This window comes from Aquirufa sp. Wall-65K1, from assembly GCF_054558475.1.
The window spans coordinates 300,443-317,336 of the sequence record NZ_JBPXKD010000003.1 but is presented as its reverse complement, the minus strand read 5'-3'; the positions used below and the strand labels follow the sequence as shown (position 1 = coordinate 317,336).

Sequence of the window (16,894 nt, the reverse complement as noted above, 5' to 3'; positions counted from 1 at the left end):
ATTTTTAACTCAATAAATCCAAAACCTCATCTTCGCTTAGATTGCGAAGTATACCTTCATCAGAAGTCACCAAATCATTGGCCAGGTCTAATTTTCGTTGTTGGAGCGCAAGAATCTTTTCCTCTACGGTTTGTTTTGAGATAAACTTATACGTAAATACCGTCTTAACCTGCCCAATTCGATGGGCACGGTCGATGGCTTGGGCCTCGGCTGCAGGATTCCACCAAGGATCAAGTAAGAAGACATAATCAGCTGCCGTTAAATTTAATCCTACTCCACCTGCTTTTAAAGAAATCAAGAATACGGATTGTCCGTCTACTTTTTGAAAGCTCTCTACTTGCCCCTTTCTATCCGAAGTACTTCCATCAAGGTAGGCATATTTTATATTTCTCTCATCCAAGGCTTTTTTGATCAATGCCAAATGCTGAACAAATTGACTGAAAATCAATACCTTATGATGCTGCTCTAATACAGTTTCTAATTTCTCCAAAACGGCTTCCATTTTTCCTGAATCACCTTGATAGCCTTCCTCGCATAGGGATGGGTGATTGGCCAATTGACGTAATTTTGTCAATCCTTGTAAAACAGAAAATCTTGATTTTTGTAAACCTTCATCTTTGATTTGTTTCAATAACACGTCACGATAAAAGGACTTAGTTTTATCGTATAAGCGTTCCTGCTCTTCGGACATCACACAATAGGTAACCGATTCCATTTTAGCAGGTAAATCCGCCGCAACTTGTCGTTTTTCCCTTCGTAATAAATAAGGCTTAATTAAAAAATAAAGGCGTTTTTTCTTTTCAGCATCCGCTTTCTTTTCAATCGGCACTTGAAATAAGTCCTTAAAATATCGTTGCGTTCCCAAAAGGCCAGGATTCACAAAATTCATTTGTGACCATAAGTCCATGGTTGAATTTTCCAATGGAGTCCCCGTCATCACCAGACGGTATTTAGCTGAAAGTTTCTGAACCGCTTTGGTGATATTGGCCAATGGGTTTTTGATGGCCTGTGATTCATCCAAAATCACATAACTGAAGGATTGCTTCTCGAACCAATCAATATCAGAGCGAACCATACCAAAAGAACAAAGTATCAAATCCACCTTGCCTAATTGGGCTTGCAGCTTTTCTCTTTGAGGACCGCTGTAAACCAACACCCTCAGTTGAGGCGTAAATTTCTTAGCCTCCATTTCCCAGTTGTATAGCAAGGAAGTAGGCATGACTAATAAACTAGGAAGCGTTTCTCCTTGCTCTTTTAAGCTCTGCAATAAACACAAGGTCTGCACAGTCTTACCTAGACCCATATCGTCTGCTAGGCAGGCTCCGAGGCCCGCTGCTTGGCGCGTCCGCATCCAACGGTAACCATCCATCTGGTAAGGTCGTAGGGTACCTTTAAATTGTTTGGGAACTGGAAATTCTTTGGTCTCTAATGCCAAATCCGTTATGGTCTTACTGCGCAAAGCCGTTTTGACCAAATCTTGATTTTCCCATTCTTGTACCAACTGAAAATGTTGCCTTTTCAAATAAACCCCATCTTCCCCAGGTCGAGTCTCCGAAAAGTAGAAAAGGTCTTGGTAGTCGTGGAACCAATTATCTGGTATAATGGCAATGGATCCATCCGGTAAATGAAATTCTTTCTTTTTCTGTAATATCAATTGACGAATCTTCAAAAAGGGTATTTGGAATTCCCCAAATGAAATTATCGCTTGAATATCAAACCAATCTAGTTTTTCTCCGATTCTAATCTTTATTTCTGGCTTGCCTAAGAAATAGCGAGGTGCTTGGCCATCGCCTTTAAACTGAACACTAAATCCTGCCTGATCCAGAGCGGCCTTATTTAAGGTCAACCATTGAACAGCCTCTCCCCTAGAAAGCATGGCTTTCCCATCTACTTCAATTTGCAAGCCCAAAGACTTCAATTGTTGATACGCTCTTTTTTCTTTCGTTAAAGAGCGCATGATTTTTTGAAATGCGTAACTATCTCCCTTTTTCTCAAACAGGACATTAGCTTCCGAACCTAATCCGTCCCATGGAAAACGATTATTTCCATATTGAAATGACAAAACAAAATTCCAGCGATCAGCAGCTTCCAAGGCAGCAGATTTTTTACTTGGGACCTTTTCCTCTTCTACTTTATTAACCACTGGCCCATAAGAGAGCAAATACTGACAATTTTTCTCGGTATTAAATATCTCAAACCCTTTAGCGTGTACGGGATACCTGGCTACCATCGCTTTTACAAACTTTCGGAAGTAATCTTCCTCCATGTTTTTAGGAATCACGACAAACTTCTTATTCAAGAATGGGCGTAGCTTTTTACCTTCTAATGCAGGTTTAAAATGGTATAACTTTTGATTCAATAGCATCCATGCTGGCTCATCACAAAGCACCATGGCGTCTTTATATTGAAATTCTAATTTATTGCCAGCATATTTTAAGGTTGGGAAATAGTGTGTGTTTTCCTCATTCCTCATAAAATGGAATAAAACTTCTACCGGCTCTGGCTGAATCTGAACATGCTGACGCATGGGATTACCATCATTGCCCATAATGAATAAGGTTTTATCTGGGCAAATCAGTTCGAAAACCTGACCTCGTTTTTTCTCAACCACACTCAATACCGCTTCCTGAATTTCCTTCTCCCCCTTTTCTGCATCAAACGTTTTTAAATAAAATTCTTCCATCGTTTTACGTTTGGAAGTATTAAATTTTTCAAAAATAGCAGCGGGCTTCATCCCCTCGATTAACTTCACAGCTTGCTCATCACGCTCATCTAAGCCATGAGCAAATTCATGAAAGTTACGGGTAGTTAAGGTTTGATATTCCCAGGTTAATTGAGATTTCTCATTTAACTGCACCACAAAGACCTCGAACAAATAGCCGAGGCATTCATGGGATAATAAGGAATACATTACCTGAAAAGGCTTACTGGGTGAAATCTTCATGTACTAGTAAAGCACTCGAATGCACGAGTTCTTAGAGTAAAACCTTCAAAAATAAGGTTTTTAAACGAAATACCGAAAAAATATAGGCTAATATTAGAAAACTACAAAATTAAAGCTTTCTCAAGTGCAAGCAGGTCCAGCGATTCTTCTCCCTTTCAGAGATAAAGGAAAGCCCTGCTTCAGAAGCCTCCTGTAATAATAAAAGAACATCCTCTTGGTAGAAACCGCTTAAAAGTAAATGACCTCCCGATTTAATTCTCAAGGCATATTCTGACATTTCATCCAGGAGAATATTACGATTAATATTTGCTAAAAGAACATCATAGGGCTCGGGAGATTGGTCACGAATTGTTCCCAAATCAAAGCGAATATCATTCAATCCGTTCAAGGAAGCATTTTCAATGGAATTTTCAACAGACCATTCATCCACATCAAATCCATTAACTGGCTCAGCTCCTAATTTCCTAGCCACAAAAGCCAATATCCCTGTTCCCGTTCCTGCATCTAAAACAGATTTACCCTCCAAATCCAGCGTAAATAAAGCCTCCACCATTAAACTCGTGGTTTCATGATGACCCGTTCCAAACGACATCTTGGGATTAATCACAAGTTCCATTTGATAGCCTGGCTCTGATTCATGGAAACTAGCCCGAATGAAAAGTAAATTAGAAATTCGAATGGGATCATAATTACTTTCCCATACATGATTCCAATTTTGCTTTTCAATGCGTCCCATTTCCACCTCTATGGGCCCGATGGCTTGATAGCGAGAAATTAATTCTTGAAATTCTTCTTCATGAAATAGTGCTTCAGGACAATAGGCAAAAAAACCTTCTTCTGTATCTTCAAATATATCAAATCCTATTTCACCTAATTCGGCCAATAAGATATCCCTCAATTCAGCAGATGCTGAAATTCGCGCTTGAATGGTTGCCATATTATTAATTACTTGGAGGGGTATCTTTCTTTCCAAAAACGGAAATATTGACATAACGCTTAGGTTTCAAGCGAAAGTCAATCAATAATTTATCTAAATCCAATAAAGTCTTGTTTAGACCTACATACAGACTATCATTCTTTAAAAACTTCCCAGCAGTACCTTGGCCCTTTTCCAAGCCAGAAACGATACGCTGTATAGATGCTACAGCTAAATTAGCCTCATGTAGTGTTCTTCCCACTTGTAAGGCTTGAAGTGAATCTGCCACGGTATTGAATTTGACTAAAATAGGTTTTAGCTGTTTTTCCGTTTCGATGAGACTTTGAGATAAAATCTTCATGTTCGCAGAAATCTGTGCAACATTATTCCGATTTTCCTCTACCATCCCGTTGACAGAACCATTGATACCCTTAACGGTGCTGTTAGAGCTTTTAATTAATTCATTTAAATAAGAGCCCGTATGTTCAAATTTCTTACTGATTTGTCGGAAAGAAATCAACAAGGAGTCGGCATTTTCAATTACAGGAATAGCCCTTTCCTTCAAAAGTGAGGTAACTCCTTTCTCCAAAGATCCCGGAATGAATGATTCCTCCGCTAGGGCCCCTTTACCTGCAAATTCCAAACGAATGATTTTACCCCCCAAGAGGGCTCCATCCATTAAAATAGCTTCTGTTTTATCGGGAATGACTAAATCTTTGGCTAAACGAAGCGTTACTAAAATTTTATTCCCTTTTTCGGGCTGCAAAGTGACGGATTTGACCTTTCCAACTTCAATACCGTTCACCATTACTTGATTGGAAACCATTAATCCATCTACATTGTCATATTCTATATAATAGATCCTAGACGAAGAAAAAACATCATTTCCCTTCAGAAAATTAAAGCCAAAATACAGGATTAAAAAGGCTATTAAGGCCAAAAACCCAACTTTTAATTCATTACTTTGAAACATGTCAGAATCTATTTTTCGATTTCTTCCTTATACTTTTTAAATGCGCCTACTATGGCATCTGCTACTTCTGATTGTCCCTTTTCCGAATTCAAATAACCTTCTTCTTCCGGGTTAGTTAAAAATCCTGTTTCAATCAAAACACTGGGCATGGCTGTTCTCCAAATAACTAAAAAGCCAGCTTGCTTCACACCAAAGCTCTTTCTATTGTAAACTTTGGCAAATTGCTCTTCTACTTTGGAGGCAAATTTAACGGAAGATGCCATAAAGGCACTTTGGTAATTGGCCATCATAATATGAGCAAGTGGAGAATTAGGATCAAAGCCATTATAGGTTGTTTGATAATCTTTCTCTTGCAAAATAACGGAGTTTTCTCGCTTGGCTACGTTCAAGTTACCATCCGTTTTATGTAATCCCATGGTATAGGTTTCGGTTCCATAAGCAGCTTTATTGGGTGCCGCATTACAATGAACAGAAATAAATAAATCAGAGCGATTTCGATTGGCAATGTTTGCCCGTTCATTCAATTCAACAAAATCATCAGTGTCGCGGGTATAAACCACTTTCAGATCGGGAAATTCAGTCTTTAATTTTTTCCCCACTTCTAAAATAATTTTCAAGGTCACTTTACCCTCTTGTGCTCCTTTCGGGCCTAAACAACCTGGGTCTTTTCCCCCATGACCAGCATCAAGACAAATCGTTTTAGCCAAGTTACGCTTAGCAGAACGAGTAGGCTCAGGTAATCTTGGTATGGCAGCAATTAACAAGCATGTTAAGGCAAAACCAACAAAAGCTCTAAGAACTGTAAACATTATTTTAATGAATTAGACGTAGGTAAGTCGCAAAGATGTAATTTTGTATGCTTATACAAAGACAAATATAATTTTTAAATTCCATCCTTCGTTCATTAACATGCGAATTTATCAGCAATCCCATGATGATAACCGTATTTTGAACGATGAACCAGCGCAGATTTGATAAAGAATTGCATCTATTTTCTTTTCGTTTTTTCGATTTTATCCGGCATAGGTCTTCCCAAGGTTTATGCACAACGAATCGTTCGCGCTGATACTATTCAAAAAAGTATCCCAAAAGATACCGCCAGCAAGAGTCAAGATTTACAAACAACGGTATTTTATTCTGCTGTGGATTCAACGGTATTAGATGCTGACCAACAAATTGTGAATTTGTATGGAGGTGCTAAAGTCAAATACGGCAATATCAGTTTAGAGGCCGAGTATATTCGATTGGATTGGGCTAAAAATGAGGTGTATGCCAAGGGTAGCTATGACTCCACAGCTAAAAAAATGATGGGCCTTCCTGTCTTTACTCAAGGCAGCGATAAATATGACTCCGATGAAATTCGCTATAATTTCAAATCCAAAAGAGCCGTTATCAAAGGAATCGTTACCCAACAAGGAGAAGGCTTTGTTCAAGGAAAAAATGTCAAAAAAGACGAGGAGGAAAATCTTTATATCCGAAATGCCATTTATACTACCTGCAACTTAAGTCATCCCCATTTCAACATTAGGGCGAGTAAAATTAAGGTTGTAGGCAAAAAAGAAATCATCTCAGGGCCCTTTCACTTCGAACTTAACGATATTCCTTTACCCATTGGTTTACCCTTTGGATTTTTTCCCTATTCTCAGCCAAAAGAAGCAGGTAAATCAGGCATTCTGATTCCGACTTATGGTGAAGAGCCTTCTGGAAGAGGTTTTTACCTGCGTGACGGGGGCTATTACTGGGCGGCAAGTGAGAATATTGGAGTCCGTTTCACAGGGCAAATTTATTCCAAAGGAGGATGGGGTTTAGGAGCAAACTCCCAATACAATAAACGCTATCGATATACTGGTTCATTTAATTTAGCCTTAAATCGAAATAATTCTGGCTCAGAGTTTAACCCTACCACACGGACGGACTTTGCCTTACAGTGGTCTCATAGTCCAAGAAGTTTAGGTAATTCTAGCTTCTCTGCCTCTGTGAACATAGCATCCAATTCATACAATCAATTCAACACCTTTAATACCCAGCAATACCTTTCTAATACCATCGGCTCATCTGTGCAATACACCAAATCCATTGGTCAAAATTTTAGAAGTGGCATTAGTTTACGTATCAACCAAAACACGACTACCCGCGTATTTGATGCAGGGACAGATTTCAATTTAGGTCTTAACCAATTTCAACCTTTTAAGAAAAAGAATGCCATTGCCGATCGCTTCATCGATCAGTTTAGAATTGGTATGGACTTTTCTGGAACAGTAAGTTTAACGAACCAAGTTTCTGATTTATATACTCGTTACGAATTTGATGTATATCCCCGTGAGTCCAATAGCCAACGTGGTATAATTCAAAAGCCATTTATACCCAAAAATGCAGACGATTTGCCTCCTGGGGTGATTCCTTTGAATGGAAGCACTTTACCATTGTTGTTGGAAAAAGCACAAACTAAATTCAATTATAGCATTCCTTTGTCTTTACCCAACATTAAAATCAATCCTTACATTAACCTAACACCAGGTATTTCTTGGTCTGGGAACATGTACACGCGTTCGTATAAATACACGTATATGCCAACAGATTCTACCGTAAGAATCGATACGGTGGGTGGTTTGCCGAAATTTAGCTCACAAATATCCTTTTCAGCTAGCATGAATACCCGTGTTTACGGAACCATGCGCTTTTCCAAAGGTCGACTGCAAGCTATTCGCCACACCATGGCACCTAGTGTAAGTTTGAGTTATACGCCAGATTATTCCGATCCTACCTATGGATATTTTCAAGATGTTCGAATCAACAATAGAAAGTTTATTAATACGAATGGTGAAGAACAGGTTGGAGATATTAGAAGAATTAGCACCTTTGACCCAAGGCAACTTAGTTATGGAGGAGCCTCAGGAAGTATCAGTTTTGGTATACAAAACACCTTGGAAGGTAAACTAAAAACGAAATCTGACACAGCTACAAAAGAGTCCGAGAAAATCAATATACTGGACAATTTTGGCATTAATGGAAGCTATAATCTACTAGCCAAAGAATTTAATTTATCTAATTTGACCTTTAATGCTAACTCGAGAATCAAGCAATTTGACATCAATATTGCTGGAAATTTAGACCCCTATTTATACGTTCCAGATCAGTCTTTTGCCGTGGTTGGTAGAAGAACTCCGGATTTAATGGTGGCCAAAGGAGAGGGCTTTGCCCGTTTACAATCCTTTAATCTTTCGATTGGAAAGAGGTTTGCACCTGCCAAAGGCCAAGGAGAAAAAGTAAGTAAAAATGCCACGGAGGCACAGCTAAAACAAATCAATCGAAACCGAGATGATTATGTGGATTGGAATATTCCTTGGTCCTTTTCATTTAGTTATCAGTTTAGCATGAACCGAGCAGGATTGGCACCATCACAAAATATCAGTGGTCTAACTTTCCAAGGAGATTTAAGCTTGAGTGAAAAATGGAAGTTCTCCTTTAGCTCTGGTTATGACTTTAAATACAATGGTCTAACTTATACCAACGTATCCGTACACCGTGATTTACACTGCTGGGAACTCAATTTCAACTGGACGCCCATTGCTAGCCCCTTCTACGGAAGAGCAAGTAACTATTCATTTGATTTGCGCGTAAAATCAAGTTTACTTCAAGAATTAAAAATCTCTAGAAGAAGAAGTTTTTACGATAAAGGAGGATTTTAATTTAATTTATCTTTAAAAGCCTTAAGGAATTTGTCCATTTTAGGCTTTATGACAATTTTACAATAAGGCTCCTCGCCATTCTGATTAAAATAATCTTGGTGGTAATCCTCAGCAGGATAAAAAGTACTTTCTGCTACAATCTCTGTTACAATTGGATTGGGAAATACCTTTTTGGCATTCAAATTTTGCTTCCATTGTTCAGCTGCCGCTTTTTGTTCAGGAGTATGGTAAAAAATCGCAGAACGATACTGAGTCCCGACATCCGCTCCTTGTCTATTTAAGGTCGTAGGATCATGGGTTTGCCAAAATATTTCAAGTAAAGTTTCAAAAGAAACAATCTTTGGATCATAGCTTAGCTGGCAAACTTCGGCATGACCAGTTAACCCTGTACAAACATCACGGTAGCTTGGGTTTTTCATTTTACCTCCCATGTATCCAGAAACAACCTTCTGTACACCTTTAACCCGTTGATACACCGCTTCTACACACCAAAAACAACCGGCCCCAAAGGTAATCGTTTCTAATTGCGCATTACTTGTTTCTACTTTTGTCATTTTTGTATTTAATTTATCTTTTGTAGCGTTTCCACATGAAAAATGAGAAAAGCTTATTACTATTCCGAGAATCACCCAGGCATTTTTCATCAATTTCTCCATTATTTTAATTTTTAACGTAGTTTTGCGGACTTAAATTATAGATAGAACCAAAGATAAGCATGAAAAGTTATATTCAATCTGTTCGAGTAAACTGGTCTAAGGCTTGGGAAGAAAGTGCTTTTCGTTGGAAATTCATTGGGGCACTGCTTGTTTTCCTAATTTTTCCTTGGAAGGCAGATGATTATTTTCAATGGATTCAGCTCCGAGAAGGCATGTTAATACAAGACGTTATCTTAGCTAATATTCCGCCTATTAATGTTTCCTACCCTATTTTTGGCATTATTTATTGCAGTGTCGTCTATCTTTTATTTCAGCTTTTCCCTAGTCCTAAAACCTTTTTATGGTTTGCTTGGGGCTTCAATCTTGAAACACTAATACGGCTCACTTGCATCTACCTGATTCCACTTAATCCACCGATAAATTTAGTGGATTTACATGACCCCTTAGCTGAAATTTTTATCTATGGGGAGAATTTAGCCATTACCAAAGATTTATTCTTTTCTGGCCATACAGCTACCATGGTTTTCGTTTGTTTTTTTTTACCGAAAGAGCGAGATAAAAAGTGGGCCTATGGCTTAACCTTGGTATTAATGGGGCTTTTGCTAATACAGCATGTGCATTATACCATGGATGTAGTAGCGGCACCGATAGTGACGATTGGAGCAATATACCTGGTGAAAAGGTGGTTGAAGTATTAACCTTTAGAGCGAATCGAGACTTTGTCTAATTGCTCAAAAACAGAGTTATTTGATTTGTACTCTGGTATAATATCCTTGATTTTAGCTACCAATTGATTACTTGTGCCATGGTCCAATATATGTTCCAATTCATTGCATTGGATTTCCATGTAAGAGTAACTAGGTGTATTTACTTTGGCAATTAAAATCTTAGGGTGATGTGTGGGTAATGTATTTTCATTGTTATTCAACAATTCTTCGAAAAGCTTCTCTCCTGGACGCAAACCCGTATATTTTATCTCAATATCTCGGTCAATGCGTAATCCACTTAAAGTAATCATCTTTTTGGCTAGGTCGATGATTTTCACCGAATCTCCCATGTCAAAAACGAATACCTCCCCTCCATTTCCCATGGTAGCCGCCTCCAGTACCAATTCACAGGCCTCCGGGATGGTCATAAAATAGCGGGTAATATCGGGATGAGTGACGGTTACTGGACCTCCCCTTTCGATTTGCTTTTTGAATAAAGGAATCACAGATCCACTGGAACCTAAAACATTACCAAATCGAGTAGCAATGAACTTGGTAGATACGCCTTCCAAATGATTCATGGACTGGGTATACATTTCAGCTAAACGTTTTGTCGCTCCCATCACATTGGTAGGATTCACTGCTTTGTCGGTAGATACCATCACAAAGCGCTCCACATGATACTCCGCTGCTAGCTCTGATAAAATTTTTGTACCCAAAACATTTATTCTAACGGCCTCATAGGGATTACTTTCCATAAGCGGAACATGCTTGTAAGCAGCTGCATGGAAAATAAAATTTGGTTTATGGGCAGAAATAATGCGAGACATTCGTTTTTGATCCGTCACATCTGCTACATAAACAGACATTTTGGTATTGGTAGGAATACTCGTCGATAATTCAAATTCTAAATCAAACAAGCCAGATTCTGCTTGATCAACCAATACAATGGAAGCGGGTAAATAGGCTACTAATTGCCTTACGATTTCACTTCCAATAGATCCTGCGGCACCTGTAACCAGAATAGTTTTACTAAATAATTGTTCTCCGACCTGTTTGTTATTCATTTGGATAACATCTCGGCCCAATAAATCTTCAATTTTAACATTATGAATTTGATTTACGGCAAACTCTCCTCCTACCCACTTCTCCATTGGAGGAAGTATTTTAACCACCACCCCACGATCCAAAAATACATCCGTAATCCTCTTTTTAACCTTTAGCGATATTTTATTAATCGCCATAATAACTTCTAGCCCATCGGTTTTATCCACAAACTTGTCCATGGCCTCCGACAAACTATAGACACGAATACCCTCAATGGTCTTCCCTATTTTTGAATCATTATCATCAATAAAACCTAAAATAGAATAATTGATACTTCGGTCATTCTGAATGACATTTTTAGTCAGCATTCCTGTATATCCAGCTCCGTAAATCAAGATTCCAACAGATGGCCTAAATTCGCGAATAAACGATTCATAGAAGGATTTTACCCAAAATCTCAATGAAACCATTAAGAATAAACAGATAAAGAAATCGATCAATAATATCGACAATGGCACATAATACTGCGTGTCTAAATTGAAGTAATACCTCACCACCAAAGAAAGCATGGTAGCCAAGAAAGTACCCGTAAAGACCGCTTTCAAAATAATAACGGCATCCTCTATACTAGTATGCCGGATAATACCCGTGTAAGATTGGAAATACAAAAAGGACAGTGCTCTAAAGGCAAAAAGGAAAAGAAAATGGTATTTGAAAGCATTGAAATCGATATCCGTTAAACGGAAATTCATGCGAAGTAAGGTTGCTACTGAAAAGGAGAAAATGACAATCCCCAAATCAAAAGCAAATACTAACCATCTGGATAGAAAGGTGTTGGAATATTTACTAAGGAGTAAAGATTGTGTCATAGAACCCTGTTACTTTCACCTTGCACTTTTAAAGAGCTTGGTAACAAAGTTACAAATTCTTGAAACAAAATATAAGTAAATTTATCTAACGGAAATTCATTTTTTAAATCAATGAATAGGCAGAGAGCATCTCTTTAATCTCACTTGGTGTATTCCACATGAGAACATCTAGCATGGATAATCCGGGGATAAACTCACTTGAATTTCCTTGGGAATAAGACGGTAATGCTTGTTTTAGGAAATTTAATTGAAATCCTAATGCCGCAAAATGCTCTTTTTGATATAATTCCTGACCATTTTGAGCATTGATATATTGTTTACTTCCCAAACAATCTGTAATGGCCATAAGCCTTTCTGCTCGTTCTAAATCTTTAGAAACAGCCATTTGAGAACTAAAATGAAATCTTTTTTCTAAACCTAAATACTCCCAAGTTTTAATTACACTTGAAGCCGCTAAATCAGCAATACTTTGGGGCTTTTCGTGTAGTACGGATTCTACCAAATCCATTACAGGCACAAATTGAGGTGCTTTTTTATAGGCTGATTGCAACTGTTGAATCCATTTGTTGGGGAATTCGGCCCCCCAAGCAATACTAGATTCTCTTATACTCTTATTTTGACTTTGTTTTTCTAAAGGAATGGTAAATAAGAAAGCATGTTGCTGCATTAAAATTTGATTCCGATTTATCCAACCTTTTTTGATGAACATCACGTCATCATAAAAGACGAAGTCATCTACCGCTTGGACTAATTGGAAATAGCCCAAATACGGAAAAAAATATGGCTGCATGATGGCTACTGACATATTATTGAGGGCCAAATCCAGGAGCTGTCAGCGCTACTACTTGTTCCGATTTCATAACTAAAACTCGCTCACCAGGAATATCAGTCATATATCCTATGGCCGTTACGTCAGTAATTTTACTTACTTTATCAAAATCTGATTGGGAGATTGTAAACACTAATTCATAGTCTTCCCCACCATTTAATGCGGCGGTTAAAGGACTTAAACTAAATTCGGTTGCCACTAAATAAGTCTCATCATCAATTGGTATATTTTTCTCAAATATCCTTGCTCCAGTTCCTGAAGCATTACATAGGTGAATGATTTCTGAAGCCAAACCATCCGAACAATCAATCATGGAAGTGGGTACAACCCCCAATTCTTTCAAATCATGGATTATATCAAAACGTGCCATGGGCTTAAGTTGGCGCATAACCACATAATTCTTTTCATTCAGCTCAGGTTGCATATCAGGATTGGCCAAATATACTTGCTTCTCTCGCTCTAATGATTGTAGGCCCATCAAGGCTCCCCCTAAATCCCCGGTCACACAAATAACATCGTTGGGTTTAGCCCCACTTCGCTTTACGATTTGATCTTCTGCTACTAAGCCTAAGGCACTTACTGAAATGATTAAGCCTTGTGGTGAGGATGTGGTATCACCTCCTACCAAATCAATTTTATATTCTTCGCATGCTAGCTTTAAGCCTTCGTACAGTTCTTCTACCGCCTCCACGGAAAAGCGATTGCTGAGACCAATTCCAACAGAAAGCTGGGCAGGAATCCCGTTCATAGCTGCTATATCAGAAAGGGCAATGCTGGCTACTTTAAAACCTAAATGTTTAAGTGGAGTGTAAGATAAATCAAAATGGACTCCTTCAATTAATAGTTCAGTCGTAGAAACGACCTTAAAGCCATTGGCATCTAAGCTCGCTGCATCATCCCCGATCCCTATGCTTGTCCATGGTTGAAGCGATTTAAACCCTGAGGCTAATCGTTGAATGAGACCAAATTCTCCTAAAGTTCCTATTTCTGTTCTTTTCTCCATAAACTAGAAAAGCCGCCCAATGAGGCGGCCTCATGATTAATTTGCGATTAGGGATTAACTAAACTTAACCTAATCTTTTTATTACTTGCTTTGACATAAGCCGTGGTAGACTCCATCACTAAGGTACTAGCTGTTGGCACGCCTGAAATAGTAAATGTCAAGGTTCCACCCGTGCCGGTAGGCTCTGTTCCATCACTCGTTTTAAGGCTTGATAAGGTCAGCGTCTTGTTATCAGATGACAAGCTGTAGGTACCTGAGAATTTATTTCCATCATATTCTGTAAGAGAAACAGCAGGTGCACTAGATAAGTCCAATTTAAATTGAGCATATCCTGCTACTAAATTGGATGTGGCGGTTTTATCGTATTGTACATTCCCATCCCATTGAATATTGGAAGCCGACCAAACTTTTTTGATTAGGTCAGAAACGGAAGGGGCGGGAGGGGTTGGTGTGGGTGCAGGATCACTACTTTTACTACAAGCTGCTAAAAATGCCAAGCATAAGACGGAAATGAATACCCGAAATGTATTTTTCATAAATCCTGTAACATTAAATATCAAGTAAAATTAAAAATCTTTGCTGATAAAACGGCTTTTCATGCTTTTTATTTAGTTTCGTGCTAATTATTAACACTTTGGACTCCATACTTCCACACTACACCAAGGCACAATTGGCTTTAAGGAACGGTCAAGATCGTCCTGAAGTCTGGGTGGCATATTTAGGTAAAATATACGACATGAGCCATTCCCGTCTTTGGAAAAATGGTAAACATTACGAACATTGGGCAGGACAAGACTTAAGTGATGAATTAAAAGATGCCCCTCATACCGCCCAAGTATTTGAAAAATATCAAGCGATTGGCCTATTAATCTAATACCATGATTCTACTTATTGAAAGCGGCTCAAGCAAAACAGAATGGAGGTATATTTCTTCCCCTAACGAGGCTTATCAACGTTTTTATTCCTTAGGAATTAATCCCTATTATCAATCCCCCGAGAATATTGAAGCATCTCAAAAAGACGTTCTAGCTCAAATCAGTCAACTTAGCATAGAGGAGGTTTATTATTATGGAACTGGAATAACAGATGAAACCAAAAAAGAAATCATTCGAAATTTGCTGAGCTCTTACCTTCCTAGTGCGAAAGTAATTCAAGTGGAAAACGATTTAATCGCTGCAGCTAGATCTCTATGTGGAGATGATTCGGGAATTGCTTGTATTTTAGGAACTGGTTCAAATTCTGGTTTTTTCAATGGTGAAATGATTACAGAGCAAGTCCCTCCATTAGGTTTTTGGTTGGGAGATGAAGGCAGTGGGGGTTATTTAGGCAAAACACTTCTATTGGCCTATTTACACCATGAAATGCCCCTAGACCTTCGTGAACTTTTTATAAAGCGCTATGGTGAATTGAATCGTTTAGAAATACTATCCAAAGCTTATCAAGGGGAATTTCCTAATAGATGGTTTGCAGGCTTTTCTAAATTCTTATTTGATCACAGAAAGCATCCTTTTTGTTATCAATTGATTGAACATGCCTTTCAAGAATTTATTCGCTTATATGTTAGCAAATATGCTGAAGTGGCCACACAAAAAATCCATTTCACGGGGTCTGTAGCCTTTTATTATTCCGACATTTTGAAACAAGTCATAAGAAAAAATCGTTATCACCTTGGAAACATCAGTGAGGCTCCTATGGCGGGTTTAACGCTATATCATAAATCCAAAAGATGGCCAGCATAAGTTAGGATGTTTTCAAGAAAATCATGCAAATAGCCTGATAATTATATAACTTTGCTAAGTAGAAGCCTTTGTAATCAATAAACTATTCGTATATGACTGCCAAATTAAAATCCATAGGGACCAAACAAAAGGCCCTTCAGATCAATCTAGATCGCAGTATATATGGTTCATTTGCAGAAATTGGAGCAGGACAGGATGTTGCTGCCAATTTTTTCAAAGCAGGTGGAGCCTCAGGTACAATAGCCAAAACCATTTCAGCCTACGATATGGCTTTTTCGGATGCCATCTATGGGGAAGAAGAATCAGGCAAATATGTTTGTGAGCCTCGGTTAATGAAAATGCTGAATCGAGAGTTCAAGTTATTGAAAGTACGATTAACCGAATCCGCTGACGAGAAACGATTTTTCTCTTTTGCCGATACGGTTTCAGCTTTAAATTATCAAAAAGATAATGATGCTCACGGTTGGGTGGGATTACGTTTTCAATTAAGTCCTAACGGCCCAGTGAATGATGTGGTCATTCACATCAACATGTTAGATAATGACAATATCCTGCAGCAGCAAGCTTTGGGGATTATTGGAGTGAATTTAATTTATGGTTGTTATCACTATCATGCAGACCCAGAAAAAATACTTGTTTCCTTATTGGACGACTTGTCTCCTGACCGCATAGAAATTGATATGATTCGTTTTGAAGGCCCTGATTTTAAGGACGTAGATAACCGATTGATGTCATTATACTTGGTTAAGCATGGCTTTACGCAAGCAGCTTTATTTGGTCCAGATGGAAAAGTAATGCAACCTTATGATGCTCTTTCTAAGAAACATATTGTTGCCATCCGTGGACGTTTTAGACCCGTAACAAATATCTTTTCAGATATGGTCAAAAAGGGAATTAAACAGTTTGAGAATGAGGCTGACATCGATGATGATAAAATTTGTGTAGTATCTGAATTGACCCTTCGTAACCTAGAAAATGAAGGAAACCATATTAATGAAAAAGACTTTTTAGATCGTGTTGATATTTTATGTTCTTTAGGACAAACCGTATTGATCTCGAACTTCCATGAATACTTCAAGTTAGTGGCCTATCTAAGTAAATTTAGTCGACTAAAAATGGCCTTGATCATGGGTATGCCAAATTTGGAATACATCTTCGAAGAAAAGCATTATACGCAATATCCGGGTGGTATTTTAACTGCTTTCGCTAGTCTATTTGGTTTAAAAATAAAGCTTTATTTATACCCAACTTTGGATGAAAACGGGCAATTGATCAATTTGAAATCTTTTCAACCGGAAGCTCATTTGACAGGTTTATTCCAATATTTATTGGATAATGAAAAATTAGCGGATATACATTCCTATGATGAAAACTTGATGAAAATCCGTACCGATCGCGTATTAGATTTAATTCAACAAGGTTCAGGAGAATGGGAGAATTTGGTACCTAGTTCCGTGGTTAAGCTGATTAAAGAAAAAGCATTGTTTGGCTTTCCTGAGAAGACCTTGGTATAAATGATGTT

The 16,894-nt window shown here is 38.2% G+C and carries 14 protein-coding genes; 5 read left to right on the top strand and 9 right to left on the bottom strand.

Features of this window, described 5'->3' with window-relative positions; genetic code table 11:
• Positions 1-4: 4 nt before the first annotated feature.
• The 4 genes from ACST15_RS06740 to ACST15_RS06725 all read right to left on the bottom strand — a co-directional run bounded on the left by ACST15_RS06740 (position 5) and on the right by ACST15_RS06725 (position 5,642).
• Positions 5-2,944, bottom strand: a complete 2,940-nt coding sequence (locus ACST15_RS06740) for a DEAD/DEAH box helicase (protein ID WP_459453905.1) — start codon at positions 2,942-2,944, stop codon at positions 5-7.
• A gap of 109 nt (positions 2,945-3,053) precedes the next feature.
• Positions 3,054-3,881, bottom strand: a complete 828-nt coding sequence (gene prmA, locus ACST15_RS06735) for a 50S ribosomal protein L11 methyltransferase (protein ID WP_459453904.1) — start codon at positions 3,879-3,881, stop codon at positions 3,054-3,056.
• Positions 3,882-3,885: 4 nt separating this feature from the next.
• Complete coding sequence (locus tag ACST15_RS06730; protein ID WP_459453903.1) at positions 3,886-4,833, bottom strand: MlaD family protein; 948 nt, start codon at positions 4,831-4,833, stop codon at positions 3,886-3,888.
• A gap of 8 nt (positions 4,834-4,841) precedes the next feature.
• Positions 4,842-5,642: an N-acetylmuramoyl-L-alanine amidase family protein gene (locus ACST15_RS06725; RefSeq protein ID WP_459453902.1), complete on the bottom strand. Its 801-nt coding sequence runs from the start codon at positions 5,640-5,642 to the stop codon at positions 4,842-4,844.
• 162 nt (positions 5,643-5,804) lie between these two features.
• Between ACST15_RS06725 and ACST15_RS06720 the strand changes: the two genes are divergently transcribed.
• Positions 5,805-8,522: a putative LPS assembly protein LptD gene (locus tag ACST15_RS06720; RefSeq protein ID WP_459453901.1), complete on the top strand. Its 2,718-nt coding sequence runs from the start codon at positions 5,805-5,807 to the stop codon at positions 8,520-8,522.
• On the opposite strand, the gene msrA is transcribed toward ACST15_RS06720, so the two are convergent.
• Positions 8,519-9,076: a peptide-methionine (S)-S-oxide reductase MsrA gene (msrA, locus tag ACST15_RS06715; protein ID WP_459453900.1), complete on the bottom strand. Its 558-nt coding sequence runs from the start codon at positions 9,074-9,076 to the stop codon at positions 8,519-8,521. The genes ACST15_RS06720 and msrA overlap by 4 nt on opposite strands.
• 161 nt (positions 9,077-9,237) lie before the next feature.
• On the opposite strand from msrA, the gene ACST15_RS06710 reads away from it, so the two are divergent.
• On the top strand, positions 9,238-9,876 hold the full coding sequence (locus tag ACST15_RS06710; protein ID WP_459453899.1) for a phosphatase PAP2-related protein: 639 nt from the start codon (positions 9,238-9,240) through the stop codon (positions 9,874-9,876).
• On the opposite strand, the gene ACST15_RS06705 is transcribed toward ACST15_RS06710, so the two are convergent.
• From ACST15_RS06705 to ACST15_RS06690, 4 genes are all read right to left on the bottom strand, one after another.
• Complete coding sequence (locus ACST15_RS06705; protein ID WP_459453898.1) at positions 9,873-11,801, bottom strand: polysaccharide biosynthesis protein; 1,929 nt, start codon at positions 11,799-11,801, stop codon at positions 9,873-9,875. The two genes, ACST15_RS06710 and ACST15_RS06705, sit on opposite strands and share 4 nt — an antisense overlap.
• A 103-nt stretch (positions 11,802-11,904) precedes the next feature.
• Positions 11,905-12,606: a WbqC family protein gene (locus ACST15_RS06700; RefSeq protein ID WP_459453897.1), complete on the bottom strand. Its 702-nt coding sequence runs from the start codon at positions 12,604-12,606 to the stop codon at positions 11,905-11,907.
• Between the two features lies 1 nt (position 12,607).
• Positions 12,608-13,633 (bottom strand): thiamine-phosphate kinase, encoded by a 1,026-nt coding sequence (gene thiL / locus ACST15_RS06695; RefSeq protein WP_459453896.1) that lies wholly within the window; start codon positions 13,631-13,633, stop codon positions 12,608-12,610.
• A 47-nt stretch (positions 13,634-13,680) separates the two neighbouring features.
• Positions 13,681-14,169, bottom strand: a complete 489-nt coding sequence (locus tag ACST15_RS06690) for a hypothetical protein (RefSeq protein ID WP_459453895.1) — start codon at positions 14,167-14,169, stop codon at positions 13,681-13,683.
• A 98-nt stretch (positions 14,170-14,267) separates the two neighbouring features.
• Here ACST15_RS06690 and ACST15_RS06685 point away from each other — a divergent pair, with 98 nt between their 5' ends.
• From ACST15_RS06685 to ACST15_RS06675, 3 genes are all read left to right on the top strand, one after another.
• On the top strand, positions 14,268-14,507 hold the full coding sequence (locus ACST15_RS06685) for a cytochrome b5 domain-containing protein (protein WP_459453894.1): 240 nt from the start codon (positions 14,268-14,270) through the stop codon (positions 14,505-14,507).
• Between the two features lie 4 nt (positions 14,508-14,511).
• A complete protein-coding gene (locus ACST15_RS06680; RefSeq protein WP_459453893.1) occupies positions 14,512-15,372 on the top strand; it encodes an N-acetylglucosamine kinase in 861 nt (286 codons plus the stop codon).
• Positions 15,373-15,464: 92 nt separating this feature from the next.
• Complete coding sequence (locus ACST15_RS06675) at positions 15,465-16,886, top strand: TonB-dependent receptor (protein ID WP_459453892.1); 1,422 nt, start codon at positions 15,465-15,467, stop codon at positions 16,884-16,886.
• Positions 16,887-16,894: the final 8 nt, after the last annotated feature.